Below are 13433 nucleotides of genomic sequence, written 5' to 3'. Positions count from 1 at the left end.
ACGTCGAACGGGAGCGTCTGTGTGGGTCGTGCCCGGTCAGGCGTCTGATGCGCCTGGGTTCTCGCTGTCCTCTTCCCAGACGAGCTCGGCGTCGACCTCGTTGCCGGTCATACCGGCTGCATCCTCGACCTCGTCGGCGTCGGTGTCGTCCGGCATCGGCTCGGTCTGGCGGAACTCCTCGACGTGGTCGGGCTGGGTGCCGTCGACCATGCCGCTGGTCTCGTGCTTGAGCTCGTCGTCGAGGTTCGGTCCGTTCTTGTCGCTTCCGCGCTGAATCATGGTGCTCTCCTTCTGCAGTGGAGCGCCGCTGTGGGTGGCGGCCTGCTTCGAGATCGGTGGCGGGAGGGCAACTCTTCGCTCAGACCCCCTTGCCGCCGGTGACCGGCAGCACCGCGCCCGAGACGTACGAGGACTGCTCCGAAGCCAGGTAGACGTAGGCCCCCGCCAGTTCGGCCGGCTGCCCGGCCCGCCCCAGCGGCGTGCTCTGACCGAACTCGGGCAGGGACTCGGGCCACCCGGTCGCCGGGATCAGCGGCGTCCAGATCGGGCCCGGAGCCACGGCGTTCACGCGGATGCCCTTGGGACCCAGCTCCTGAGCGAGTGCCTGGGTGAAGGCGACCTGCGCGGCCTTCGTCATCGCGTAGTCGATGAGCGTGGGGCTCGGCTGATACGCCTGGACGGAGGAGGTGGTGATGATCGAGTTGCCCTCCTGCAAGTGCGGCACGGCTGCTCGTGCCGTCCAGATCAGACCGTAGAGGTTCGTCTTGAAGACTCGATCGAACTCCTCGGTGGGCAGCTTGTCGAAGCCCTCGCGGTCCTTCTGATAGCCGGCGTTGAGCACGACGAGATCCAGGCGGCCCAGCTCGCTGACCGTGCGCTCGACGGCCTCTGTGCAGAACTGCTCCTCACGGACGTCACCGGGGAGGCTCAGGCACTTCCGGCCCGCCTTCTCGACCCAGCTCTTGGTCTCGTCGGCATCGGCCTGCTCCTCGGGCAGATGCACGATCGCGACGTCGGCCCCTTCGCGGGCATAGGCGATGGCGACGGCGCGCCCGATCCCGGAGTCGCCGCCTGTGATCAGAGCGACCTTGCCGGTGAGCTGATCGGTCCCGACATAGCTCTCCTCGCCGTGGTCGGGCTGGGCGGACATGTCACCGGTCAGCCCGGGCTGGGCCATGTCCTGCTTCTCGAAACCCTCCTCGCGGTGCTTACTGGTGGGGTCCTGGTTCGACGGATCGCTCATCGCGGTGCCTCTCCTAGCCGAGTTCGCCGGTGCGCCAGCTCACATGTTCATCGGTGAACGCGATCCTATGAGCGCCGCCGAAGAGGTCTCAACCGCGCGGCGTCCGGCTGTGCAAGGAAGAGTTGGTACTGGGACGAGGTGACCGGGCGTCCGAGATCGAACCTTGATTTGACCTGCGCGAACGCTCAGTAATCGCGGATGGCACCGGCGTGACCGTCTTGACCGGGTGGTCGGTCCGGGTGCGCTGGGCGGCGGCCCTCAATGCAACCAGAACTCCTGCGCGGGCACGAGCTCCTCGATCTCGTCCCAGACCTCCGGTGCGACCTCCGTCGCGAGGGCGTCAAGAGTCTGAGCGATGCGGGACGCCTTGCTGAATCCGACGGCGGTGGATGAGATTCGCGGATCTCGCACGGAGAATTGTAGGGCCAGCGTCGAAAGGGCTACTCCCGCGGAATCTGCGACGGCCTCCATCCGTCGCGCGGCGTGCAGGACCTCATCCCTGATGGGAAGATACCCGTAGAGCGTATGAGGCTCTTGAGGGCGGGCGAGGACTCCAGCGCCGAGCACGGCAGCATTGATAATGCCGACCCCGTCGGCTGCGGCTCGGTCGTACAGCGCGTCGGCGCTGCGATCGATCAGTGTGTACCGGGAGTGCATGAGCAGCACGTCGAAGGCCCCCGTATCGAGGAATCGGTGAGCCAGCTCGATGCTTCCCGTGGCGATCCCGAGATGCTCTGCCACCCCGTCCCGTCGCGCTGCGAGCAGAGCATCGACGGCACCGCCGGGCGCGAAGAAGTCAACGTCCGGATAGTACTCGGGATCGTGCAGATGCAGCAGGGGGAATGCGTCGATACCGAGTCTTCGCTGAGATTCCGAGATAGACGCTTGCACCCGCTCGGCGGAGTACTCGCCGTCACGCCCATCGACCTTCGTGGCGATCACCATATCCGCGGGCACGCCGCCATATTTGCGCACAGCGTCGCCGATGCGCTTCTCACTCTCACCTCCGGAGTACCCGTTGGAGGTGTCTATAAACGTGATCGGCGAATCGAAGAGTGCGGCCAGAAGTTCGGAGGCCTCGTCCCGGCTGACCTCGTAACCGAAGATCTGGGGAACGGATCCCAGCACGCCGCCACCTGCACAGAGCGCGGAGACCCGCAGTTGGGTACGGCCGAGCGGGCGGGTCCATGCTGAGGCCCCTGGCCGGGGGAGGCCGGCTGAGCTCATGCGCCGGCCCGGCGCAGGGGGAGACCGTCCGGGTCGAGGGCCGCATCGGACACCGGCGTGGAACCGGCCGGCGGCCATCCCCCGCCGTCGCGGAGCACGACGGCGTCGAAGCCGGGAGCGCCGGGACGATGCTGCGGCGAGACCGTCTCGGCGTCGTAGGTGAAGATCTCGAGCACGCTGTCGGACTCTTTGAGGAACCGGATGCGGAAGCCTCGCGGATCGTGCGCTTGCTCGATGGTCCCGTGGTGCCGAAAGCCGAGCGGGGCGTAGAAGGATTCCGTCTGTTCGAAGCTCTCGACGGTCTCGGCAACGTGGTCGAAGCGGGGGCGCTGCGGGACCCCGAGCGCATACTCCGCTTCCACTAGCTGTTCATCCACGACCTCGTGATACTTCAGATCGCCCTGCACCAGTTCGAGGAGAGTTCCGTCCGGATCGTAGAAGAAGGCGATGCGCACACCACCGGTGGCATCGATCGGTGCGAGGTGGATCGCAGCTCCGTCGGATTCGATCTGGGCGAAGAGTCGATCCGTGTCGGAGACCTTGAAGCCGATATGACGGAAGCCGCGGTGCAGATCGTCGGTCGACCACGCCGACTCAAGACTGCCGTCGACGCGCTGGAGACGGATCGTCGCGGTGACCACGTCCAGCAGAGCGTGATCGGTGCTCTCCTCCAGCACCTCGGCCTGAAGATGCTTCTCGTAGAAGCTCCGGGACGTGGTGACGTCGCGAACATTCACGATGATCGATTCGATGCTCATATGGTGTCTCGATTCTCTTGGGTTGGTGATTGTCAGCTCTTGACTGCGCCTAGCGTCATCCCGGCGACGAACTGTCGTTGGAGGAAGACATAGACGAGGACGACGGGAATTGCCGAGAGGGTTAAGCCGGCACTGAGTGTCGTCCAGTCCGTGGAGTATTCCCCTTGAAGGGAGAACAAAATGGGCTGCAGTGGTAGCTTCTCGGGGCTCTGTAGGATCGTGTTGGCCATGAGAAACTCGTTCCACGTCGTGAGGAATTGGAAGATCAGTACCGTGGCGATGCCTGGCCGGGCCAGAGGGAGAACCACGCGCAGGAACACGATCAGCTCTCCCGCTCCATCCACACGCGCAGCGTGGACGAGCTCATCGGGCAACGATTCGAAGAAGGCGCGCATGAGGAACATGGAGAACGGTGCGGCCCCGGACGCGTAGACGATGATGAGGCCGAGCTGCGTGTCCAGTAGACCGAAGGTGCGCAGTTGCAGATACACGGGAATGATGAGCGCCGTGCCCGGCATCATCAGCGTCGACAAGAGCGCGATGTATATCGTGTTCTTGAACGGAAAACGTAGCTTCGCGAACGAATAGCCGCACAGTGTGGCGAGCACGAGGACGATGCTGCAGGTCGCGACGGTCATCCAGATGGAGTTCCAGTAGTGGCCGATGAAGCCGGTGAACTCGAGGACTCTGGCATACGCATCGAAGGTGATCCGCTCTGGCAGGAAGGAGCCACCGAAGACCGAATTGGACTCCCGGATCGAGGTGAGGATCATCCAGACGAAGGGGTAGACGGTCGCGATGCTGATGATGAGCAGGATGGTGCTGTTCAGCCACCGTCCCGCTCGGGCCTGTGTGCGCATCGACGTGTTCGATCCGCGTGAGGTGCTCGATGTGCTTGTGGTGCTGGATGCGCTCAATGTGCTCATCGGGAGGCCCTCCTGCTCAGCCGCATCTGGAACAGCACGGCGACGGTGCACAGAGCCATGACGATCACCGACAGACCAGAGGCGTAGCCCAGCTGTGGGACCGAGCCCGAGGTCGAGCCGAAGGCGAGGTCGTAGAGATAGGTGCCCAACACCTGAGTGCTGTTGTTCGGGCCGCCGCCGGTCATGACATAGATCAGATCGAAGACTTTGAACCCATTCATGAGGTTCAGGGCAATGACGATCGCGGTGACGTATCGGAGGCTGGGCAACGTCACGTGCCGGAATCGCTGGAGCGTGCCCGCGCCATCGACCATCGCAGCCTCTTGCAGGCCTGGATCGATCCCTTGGATGCCGGCAAAGAGAATGAGCATGCTCATTCCGAGCCCCTGCCACACTGCCACTACCATGAGCGCCGGGATCGCCGAGTTCGCAGATCCGAGCCAGGGATGGTTGAAGCTCTCAAACCCGAGATTCTGGATGGCGGCGTTAAGGGTCCCGAAGTTCGGGTCATAGATCAGTCTCCACAGGACGCCGGAGACCACGAAGGAGACGATTCCCGGCATGAAGAGAGCGGTGCGGACGAGCACCGAGATCGGGCCAGGGACCGACGCGACCATGGCTGCGATCACCAGGGGAATGGCGGTCTGGAGGGCAGTGGTGACCAGTGCCCACGCCACGGTGAGAAGGAATGCGCGGCGCGTCACGGGGTCGGAGGCGGCCCGCGCGTAGTTCTCCAATCCGATGAACGACGCTTCGCCGAACCCGCTCCATTCAGTCGTGCTGAGGTACACGGTGCGGAGGATCGGATAACCGACGAAGAGAACGAACAGCACGACAGTGGGTACGACGAACCCATAACCGGCAAGCATCTCCTTGCGGCGGATCGGGGGCACTCCTCGTCGACGACGAACGTTGTTGCCGGGTACGGCAGGGGGCAATGATGACTCACGCGTCGCCGTGGAGGTCATGATGCGGATCCGCGGGCGTTCATCACGGCATCCTGCATCTCCTGCGCGACCTGCTCAGGAGTGCCGGAGCCATCGAGGATCTTGGCGAGCGGACCGCCTGCCTCGGAGGACCCGGGGCCGAACGGGATGTGGGGGCAACCGTCGCCGTCGACCAGCCAGGAGGTCATCTGCTCCATCACCGGATTCTCGATGTCCTCGGCAGCTGCCTTGGTCGCGGGCATCGAGTTGGATTCGTTCATGAGCCTCGAGTACTGCTCCTCGGAGTAGAGATACCGGAGGAACTCCAAGGTGGCGTCGCGGTTCTTCTCTTCCGAGCTGACAGCCCAGCCTGCTCCTGCCTGGTTCGCTGTCCAGTGCTGCGCCCCACTGCTGATCGCAGGATTCTTCATGACTTTGTAGGACTCCACGAACTCCGGGTCGGCATCCTGCACGAGACCCTGGGGAGTCCATGAACCGCTGAAGAGCATCGCTGCCCTGCCGGTATAGAACAGTTGTGTGGCCTCGGGGCCCTGGGTCGCTCCGGCGCCCTCCTGGAACACGTCGCCCTGGACGATCTTCTCGAACAACCCGAGTGCCTCGATCACCTCCGGTGAGGTGTACTCGAAGCCTTCTTCACCCTTGTCGAGTTTGAGGTACCACGTCGGATCATCGGTGACCTGGGTGATGAGAGGGAGGAAGAAGTCCAGGCCGCTCGTTCCGGGGTTGAACGACGCAGCCAAGGGCGCGATACCGTTGTCTCGCAGCTCAGCAGAGGCAGTGATCAGGTCGTCCCAGGTCTCCGGCTCCCCGTCGATCCCGGCGTCCTCGAATTGTGCGGGATCGTAGAAGATGCCGAAGGTCTGGGCCATCCATCCGATGGCGTACTGGGCTCCATCCTCGGTGTATTGGTTATTCGCGGACTCGAAGAACTGATCGGTGAACTCGGATCCGAGCTCTGCCTTGATGTCCAGACTGATTCCGTTCCTGCCGTACTCCAGTGCGCGGGTGTGCGGCGCGAAAATCTCCGGCAGATCGCCGCCGGACACGGCGGCCTGCAGTGCTGGGAGGTACTGATCGGGGCTGCCGAAGATGCGGTTGGTGACGGTGATCGAGGGATGGTCGGCCTCGAAGGCCTCAATCACCTTCGGCAGAACCTCCTGTTGCTCGCTGTACCACGACCACATCCGGACTTCCGTCTTCCCGCCTCCGGCCCCGCCGCTTCCGCATGCGGCGAGAGCGGGCGCAGAGAGGGCGGCCGCGGAGGATGCGGCGCCGGCTTTGAGTGCACTGCGGCGAGAGATGTGCGGTGACTGTGACGTTCCCATGGTGAAGCTCCTCGTTGAACTCGCTGTATGACGCGGCGATGGGCTGGGTCACCTTTCTAAACCTGAGTAAGTAGACGTGTCAAGGGGTCGGCGACGCTTGCGGGAGCAGGCGAGGGACCGCCGGCCAGGTCAGCGGATCCGGAACGCCCCAAGGATCAGGCGGTGAGGGTGGTCAGACCGCCGCGGCCTCGTTGCGGAGCACGGCGATCGCCGCACCGAGGGCCGCGCCATCGAGCCCCAGGCCGGAGAGGCGAACCGACACGCTGTGCACCGGCCGCATGAACGACAGGTGATCCAATGCCTCCTGGATCGTGGCGGCGAAGATGTCGCCGACGAACTCCAGGGCGGGGCCGGCGAGTACCACCTCACCGGCGTCGAGGGTATTGACCAGACCCAGCACCGCTTGTGCCAATCGTTCGGCGGCGCCGGAGATGAGTTCGAGCGCTCCGTCGTCCCCACGTGCGGCGCCGCGAGCGAGCTTCTCGAAATCCGACCGGATGGTGTCGCGGGCACCGTCGAGCCCGAGCCGCTGCGCAAGCTCAGGCCGCGCCATCGCGGCCCGGACCAGGTACTGGGGCGCCGCGATCCGTTCTAGGCATCCTCGATTGCCGCAGTTGCACTCCGGACCGTCCGGGTCCAGAGGCAGGTGGCCGATCTCGCCCGCATTCGACGAAAGTCCGCCATAGAGCTCGCCGTCGATGACGATCCCGGCGCCGATGCCGTTGGCGACGTAGACGGTCACGAAATCGGAGGGGGTATCGCGCGCCACCCAGTGCTCCGCGAGGGCGGCACAGCCGTAGTCCTTCTCGAGGGTGGCGGGGATGGAGGTGAGTTCGGTGAACTGTTCCTGCACGTCGAAGTGCTCCCACTCGGCAGCGACGCTGGAGAGGCGCAGCTTCTTCTTCTCCGCGTCGAATCGCCCGGGGCTCGCCAGACAGGCCCCGGCGACGTCGGAGCTGTCGATCCCGGCGGCGCTGAGCATCTCGAGCACGGCCGCGGCCACACGCTCGGTCACATCATGCGGAAGCTCTCCGCGCGTTCCCGTCAGCTCTCTCGCTGCGAGGATCGCGCCACTGAAGTCGGTCAGTACGCAATTGATCCTGGTGTCGTCCAGGACGACACCGAGGGCATACATGGCGGTCGACGCAAGTTTCAGCATGGTGCGCGATTTGCCGCGCCCCGTCGAGTCCCGTCCGGCCTCCTCGACCAGGCCGGCCTCGAGGAGGCGGCGTACGGTCTTGGAGATCGACGTCTCCGTAAGGCCTGTCGCATGAGACAGTTCGACACGGGAGATCGGGGACTCGCGGCGAACGAGATCCAGGATCGCCATCGCCGTCTCGGCGGCCGTGCGACTACGAAGTGGGTTCACGGACTACTCCTCGGGATAGCTGACGGCGTTCAGCGAATTCTTCCTTGCCTCGACGGTTCCCGGCCACCATACTTACTGAACGACAGTAAGGAAGCGGTTGTCGAGGAGGACAAGCATGGCACGCAGGGGACTGGCACTGTACGCGGTCCGCGATGCACTGGCCGAGGATGCGGAGCGCACTCTGGAGCGGGTGGCGGAGATCGGGTTCGAAGGGGTGGAGCCGTTCGGGCTCGGGAACCCGTCGCTGTCCCGTGGCGACCGCATCACCCGCGCGAAGATGCTCCGGCGCTGCATCGATCGGGCCGGGCTGGATGTCAGCTCCGTGCACACGCGTTTCCCGGCTCCCTCGGAAATGGATTGGCTGCTCGAAGAACTGGCCATCGTCGGCGCCTCCGTCGCGTTGGCCAGCGTGCCGGAACACGTCCTGGGCTTCGGCCGCGACATCCTGGCCCGGAGGGACGGTGTGCATCGTTTCGCCGAGGCCTTTGGCCGGCTCGCGGACAAGGCCGGGCAGCATGGAGTGCGCGTGGGCTATCACAATCACTGGTGGGACTGGCCTGAGCTCGAGGACGGCTCGCGAGGATACGACCGATTCTTCGAGGAACTGGATGGCTCGGTGGTTGCTGAAGTCGATCTCTATTGGGCGCACACCGCCGGACGCTCCCTGCCGGAACTGGTGCAAAGTCTGGGTGAGCGGGTCCGCCTCGTTCACTTCAAGGACGGGCCCGGGCTCAGCGATGATCCCCTTGCGGACCAGGTGCCCCTAGGGTGCGGGAGCGCCGACCTCGCCGGGGCGGCCTCAGCACTGCCCTCGCAGGTCGAGTGGAACCTGGTCGAGCTCGATCGCACCGCGATGGATCCCTTCGAAGTCGTCTCTCACGGCTACCACTGGCTCGACGATCAGGGTCTGTGATCCACGAGGCCGGCGCGGCAGCGGGGCCGACGTCAGGTCGACGATGACGGCCAGGTGCCGAGGTCGTGAACTGTCGAGGGCTCGGGGCCCGCGACGCCGGTGCCGTTCCTAGGCTGGCTCGCGCCCCTGTTCCCCTCCACCTCAGGAGATCCTCATGGCCCGCCCGATCGACCGTCGCACGCTCATCTCCGGCTTCGGCACCGCCGCCGCCGGGGCCACGGCCGCCGCTGCCATCGCCGCACCCGCGGCCGCTGCTCCCGCCGCGCCTGGCAAGGGCGGCCCGAACCGGCCCCTGATCGGCAGGGCGACGCGTGGGCGTCTCCACGTGATGACGTTCAACATCCGCCTGGACCGCTCCACCGAGACGCAGCCGGGCGATCCCGACCACTGGCCGGACCGTCGGCCGATCCTGATCGACCTCCTCGAGCGCGAGCAGCCTTGTCTTCTCGGGGTCCAGGAAGCCAAGTATGCCCAGCTCAGCGCAGTGGAGGAAGCGCTGCCGCGTCACCGCATGGTGGGGTACGGCCGCCAGGGTGGGAGCAACGATGAGTACTCCGCCATCTTCTACGACGCACGGCGCTTCGACGTGCTCGCCTGGAACCAGTTCTGGCTCTCGGACACCCCGGACGTGATCGGCTCGGCCACCTGGGGCAACAACGTCACTCGCATCGTCGTGTGGGCGCGACTCAAGGACCTGGCCAGCGGCCAGGAGTTCGCCATGATCAACACCCACTTCGATCATGAGTCGGAGCCGGCCCGGATCAAGAGCGGCGAGGCCATGATCGAGCTGTTCGAGGGTGGTGAGCTCGATGAGCTGCCCACCATCGTCACCGGCGACTTCAATTCCATCGCCCATGACTCGGGGGCCTACACGACCCTGGTCACCGACGGCCCGACAGTCGACACCTGGGACAGCGCCGAGCAACAGGTCACCCCGGCGTGGGGCACGTTCCCCGGGTACGAGGAACCGGTCGAGGACGGTGAGCGCATCGACTGGGTGCTGACCACCGAGGACATCACCACCCACGAGGCCGCCATCAACGTCTCGCGGGACCGCGACGGTTCCTACCCCTCTGACCACGCTCCGGTCCAGGCGCTGATCTCTCTGCCCTGACTCCCACGGACGCTCGGCCCGGTGCCGGTGCCGGTGCCGGTGCCGGGCGCCGGTTGGGACGGAGCGGAGGAGCGACGCCCTCGCCCTGGACGGTGATACGAATCGATGGCGCGTCACGGTCGACCGCGGACCGCTGTTGCTGCCCAGAGCCTGCGCGAACGGCAAGGCTTGGCACGCGGAGCTCCGCGGGCACCCCCGTTCTCCGACTCTCCGAGCCTTGCGTCCACGCAGAAGCTGCGCCATGATGGCGGTCGTCGCAGCGAGCGGCCCACCCGGTGTCGGGACGCGGGCATCGCTGCGCCAGATACAGCCAACCCATTCGCCATCGTCGACGACTGTCCCCGTTATCGATACGAATCGATACGCGTCGCGCACCACCCGACGTGAGACAGAGGAAGCAGGACGAAGATGTCTTCGAACTCCCGGCCACGACGCCCCCATCCGCCCGCCCGGGCCCGTCCGGCACGCCTCGAGGCGACCGCGCCGCCTCGCTCGGGCCTGACCCGTCGGGCCCTCGGCCTCGGTGCCGTGGCGGCCCCAGGGCTGCTGGGCCTGGCCGGGTGCGGATCCGGCGGCGGGACAGGAGATCCGGACTCCATCCGGATCGTGGACTACTACAACACCCCGGCCGATGACGCCGCCATCAACGGCACCTTCACCACCTGCGCCGAGGAGCTCGGTCTCAGCTTCTCCCGGGAGCGCGTGCCCGGGGACCAGCTCATCGCCAAGGTCCTGCAGATGGGATCCTCGCGCACCTTGCCGGACCTGCTGATGCTCGACAACCCCAACGTCCAGCAGGTCGCCGATTCCGGAGCTCTGGCACCGCTGGCGGATTACGGGATCACCACGGACGGGCTCACCGCGCCGGTCGCTGACCTGGGGATGTACGACGGGACCCTGTACGGCATCGCCCCGACCGTGAACACCATCGCCCTGTTCTACAACGTCCAGCTGCTCGAGGACGCGGGCGTCGAACCTCCCACGACCTGGGACGAGCTGCGCGCCGCCGCGGAGGCGCTGACCACCGAGGACCGCTACGGCTTCGCGTTCTCCGCGATCGCCAGCTACGAGGGCACGTTCCAGTTCATGCCGTTCATGTGGTCCAACGACGGCGACGAGACGGACCTGGACGGGGAGGGAGTGCTCGGTGCCTCCCGCTTCTGGTCCGACATGGTCCGCGATGGGCTCGCCTCGCGCTCGGTCGTGAACTGGGGCCAGGGCGATGTGATCGACCAGTTCAAGGCCGGCAACGCCGCGATGTGCATCAACGGGCCTTGGAACATCGCCGGCCTAACCGCGGACACCCCGGACCTGGAGTGGGACGTGGTCACCATCCCCGTGCCCACCGCCGAGCACGACTCCGTCGCACCCCTGGGCGGCGAGGTGTGGACCGTTCCGATCACGGGGAACGAGGAGAAGCAGCGCAAGGCCGCCGAGCTGCTGAAGGCTTTCGTCGCTCCGGAGAACCAGCTGTACATGGCGGGGGAGCGCAACACGATCCCCGGTGACGCCGACGCTGCGGAACGGTTCGCCGAGGAGAACCCCGACCTGAGGACCTTCGTCGACCAGGTCTCCACCGCCCGCTCCCGCACGGCGCAGCTCGGCCCCGACTGGCCCCGCACCGCCAAGGCGATCTACACCGCCAACCAGCGGGTTCTGGTTGATGACACCGACCCGGCGGACGCGTTCGACGAAGCCGCCAAGACCGTCAGCTGAGGAGATCGATGATGACCACCACCCAGCCCACCGCCGCGAGGTCGGGGCTCGCGGAGTCCGGCGGAGCGCCTCGGACGCCCAGGCGGCGCCGCCATCGCGGGGACCTCATGGTGCGCTACGCGTTCATCGCCCCGGCCGCGCTCTACATGGTCCTGTTCTTCGGATACCCGATCATCAAGAACGTCGTGATGAGCTTCCAGAACTACGACTTCGCGACGTTCTTCAACGGCCAGGCCCCGTTCGTCGGCCTCGACAACTACGCCGCCACGTTCTCCGATCCGATCTTCCTGCGGGCCCTGGGCAACACCGGACTGTTCACGGTCGGCTCCATCATCGGGCAGTTCGTGCTCGGCATGTGCCTGGCACTGTATTTCCGCAAGAAGTTCCCCCTGTCCGGGTTCCTGCGCTCGTTGCTGCTGCTGCCGTGGCTGCTGCCGATGATCGTCTCGGCAGCGGTGTGGCGATGGATCCTGGAGCAGGACAACGGGGCACTGAACGAGTTCCTCACCGGGATCGGACTGATCTCCGACCCGATCCCCTGGCTGAACAGCTCCGATACAGCGCTGATCGCCGTGATCATCGTGAACATCTGGCTCGGCATCCCGTTCAACGTGGTGCTGCTCTACAGCGGCCTGCAATCCATTCCCGATGAGCTCTACGAGGCCGGCCAGCTCGATGGCGCCACGGGCTGGACGTCGTTCTGGAACATCACCCTGCCGATGCTGCGGCCGGTCGTCAGCGTGGTGCTGCTGCTCGGGGTGATCTACACGATCAAGGTCCTCGACCTGATCATCGGACTGACCGGCGGCGGCCCGGCCAACGCCACCCAGACCCTCGCCACCCGCAGCTACGAGATGTCCTTCGTCGAGTTCGACTTCGGTCAGGGCGCCGCGCTCAGCAACATCCTGATCCTCATCGCCCTGGCCTTCAGCCTCGTCTACCTGCGCGCCAACGCCCGCGCCGAGAAGAACGGATGACCCCGATGAGCACCGCCGCTCCCGCCTCGCCCGCCGGTCACTCCGCAGGGCCCGCCCTCTCCGGCGCCCCACGCCGCACCCGACCGGGCCGCTCCTACCTCCACACCGTGATCGGCATCGTCCTGGTCGCGATCATGCTGTTCCCGGTCTATTGGATGGTCAACGCCTCCCTGGCCCCGGCCGGCAACAGCCTGAACATCCAATGGCTCCCGCTGAACCCGGACTTCTCGGGCTACTCCCGCGCGATCGCCGATCAGGGCCCGAACCTCATCACCTCGCTGATCGTCGCGATCGGCGCGTGCGCCCTGTCCGTCGTGATCGCGGCCCCGTGCGCCTATGCGCTCGCCCAGTTCCGCATCCGGGGCACCGCGGCGCTGCTGTTCTTCGTGCTGATCAGCCAGATGATTCCCGGCATCGTCATCGCCAACGCGCTGTACACCGTCTACACGCCGCTGGGGATGGTGAACTCGATCCCGGGCCTGATCCTGGCCGACGCCTCGCAGGGCATCCCGTTCGCGATCCTCATCATGCGCGCCTACCTCGAGACGTTCCCGGCCTCCATCGTCGAAGCCGCTCGCGTCGACGGCTGCGGTCACGTGAGGGCGTTCTGGTCGATCGTGATGCCGGTCAGCCGCAACTCGCTGATCACCGCTGGCATCTTCTCGTTCCTGTTCGCCTGGAGCGACTTCCTGATGGCCCTGACCCTGACCACGGGCGAATCGATCCGGCCCGTGACGCTGGGCCTGTACACCTACATCGGCACCAACGACACCGACTGGAGCGCCGTGATGTCCACGGCGGTGCTGTCCTCGCTGCCCGCGGTGATCCTCATGATCGTCGCCCAGAAGTACGTGGCCGCCGGTGCCACGGGCGGCGCCGTGAAATAGGCCCGACCCTCTCCACCATCCCCTTCGAAAG

Annotated in this window: 13 protein-coding genes; 5 read left to right on the top strand and 8 right to left on the bottom strand. The window is 65.9% G+C overall.

Translation table 11 applies throughout. The features are described from left to right. Positions 1 to 36 precede the first annotated feature (36 nt). From ACFQS2_RS13365 to ACFQS2_RS13330, 8 genes are all read right to left on the bottom strand, one after another. Positions 37 to 279, bottom strand: coding sequence for a hypothetical protein (locus ACFQS2_RS13365; protein ID WP_377016665.1), 243 nt, complete (start codon positions 277 to 279; stop codon positions 37 to 39). Between the two features lie 79 nt (positions 280 to 358). After that, on the bottom strand, positions 359 to 1243 hold the full coding sequence (locus ACFQS2_RS13360; protein WP_377016667.1) for an SDR family oxidoreductase: 885 nt from the start codon (positions 1241 to 1243) through the stop codon (positions 359 to 361). A gap of 258 nt (positions 1244 to 1501) precedes the next feature. Further along, on the bottom strand, positions 1502 to 2371 hold the full coding sequence (locus ACFQS2_RS13355) for an aldo/keto reductase (protein WP_377794043.1): 870 nt from the start codon (positions 2369 to 2371) through the stop codon (positions 1502 to 1504). 95 nt (positions 2372 to 2466) lie between these two features. Next, positions 2467 to 3228, bottom strand: a complete 762-nt coding sequence (locus ACFQS2_RS13350; protein ID WP_377794042.1) for a VOC family protein — start codon at positions 3226 to 3228, stop codon at positions 2467 to 2469. Positions 3229 to 3260: 32 nt separating this feature from the next. Further along, entirely contained in the window at positions 3261 to 4154 is an 894-nt protein-coding gene (locus tag ACFQS2_RS13345) for a carbohydrate ABC transporter permease (RefSeq protein ID WP_377016673.1), read from the bottom strand. Then, positions 4151 to 5122, bottom strand: coding sequence for a carbohydrate ABC transporter permease (locus ACFQS2_RS13340; protein ID WP_377794041.1), 972 nt, complete (start codon positions 5120 to 5122; stop codon positions 4151 to 4153). Before ACFQS2_RS13340 ends, ACFQS2_RS13345 begins: the two co-directional genes overlap by 4 nt. Continuing rightward, a complete protein-coding gene (locus tag ACFQS2_RS13335; protein ID WP_377794040.1) occupies positions 5119 to 6285 on the bottom strand; it encodes an ABC transporter substrate-binding protein in 1167 nt (388 codons plus the stop codon). The genes ACFQS2_RS13340 and ACFQS2_RS13335 overlap by 4 nt, the downstream gene beginning before the upstream one ends. A 313-nt stretch (positions 6286 to 6598) precedes the next feature. Further along, positions 6599 to 7795, bottom strand: coding sequence for an ROK family protein (locus tag ACFQS2_RS13330; RefSeq protein ID WP_377016680.1), 1197 nt, complete (start codon positions 7793 to 7795; stop codon positions 6599 to 6601). A gap of 115 nt (positions 7796 to 7910) precedes the next feature. Here ACFQS2_RS13330 and ACFQS2_RS13325 point away from each other — a divergent pair, with 115 nt between their 5' ends. From ACFQS2_RS13325 to ACFQS2_RS13305, 5 genes are all read left to right on the top strand, one after another. Next, positions 7911 to 8708 carry a sugar phosphate isomerase/epimerase family protein gene (locus ACFQS2_RS13325; protein ID WP_377794039.1) on the top strand — a complete coding sequence of 266 codons (798 nt, stop codon included), beginning with the start codon at positions 7911 to 7913 and terminating at the stop codon, positions 8706 to 8708. A gap of 154 nt (positions 8709 to 8862) precedes the next feature. Next, a complete protein-coding gene (locus ACFQS2_RS13320; protein ID WP_377794038.1) occupies positions 8863 to 9822 on the top strand; it encodes an endonuclease/exonuclease/phosphatase family protein in 960 nt (319 codons plus the stop codon). A 408-nt stretch (positions 9823 to 10230) separates the two neighbouring features. After that, the gene (locus ACFQS2_RS13315; protein WP_377794037.1) at positions 10231 to 11538 is read left to right on the top strand and encodes an extracellular solute-binding protein; all 1308 of its coding nucleotides are present in this window, start codon (positions 10231 to 10233) and stop codon (positions 11536 to 11538) included. An 8-nt stretch (positions 11539 to 11546) separates the two neighbouring features. Further along, positions 11547 to 12515 (top strand): carbohydrate ABC transporter permease, encoded by a 969-nt coding sequence (locus ACFQS2_RS13310; RefSeq protein ID WP_377794036.1) that lies wholly within the window; start codon positions 11547 to 11549, stop codon positions 12513 to 12515. Positions 12516 to 12520: 5 nt separating this feature from the next. After that, positions 12521 to 13402, top strand: a complete 882-nt coding sequence (locus ACFQS2_RS13305) for a carbohydrate ABC transporter permease (RefSeq protein ID WP_377016690.1) — start codon at positions 12521 to 12523, stop codon at positions 13400 to 13402. The last annotated feature ends 31 nt before the right edge of the window (positions 13403 to 13433 follow it).

The sequence above is a fragment of the Brachybacterium sp. GCM10030267 genome, assembly GCF_042666875.1.
In the GTDB taxonomy this organism is placed as follows: Bacteria; Actinomycetota; Actinomycetes; order Actinomycetales; family Dermabacteraceae; genus Brachybacterium.
The sequence above is the reverse complement of the archived record's forward strand: the minus strand, read 5'-3'. Positions and strand labels throughout refer to the sequence as shown.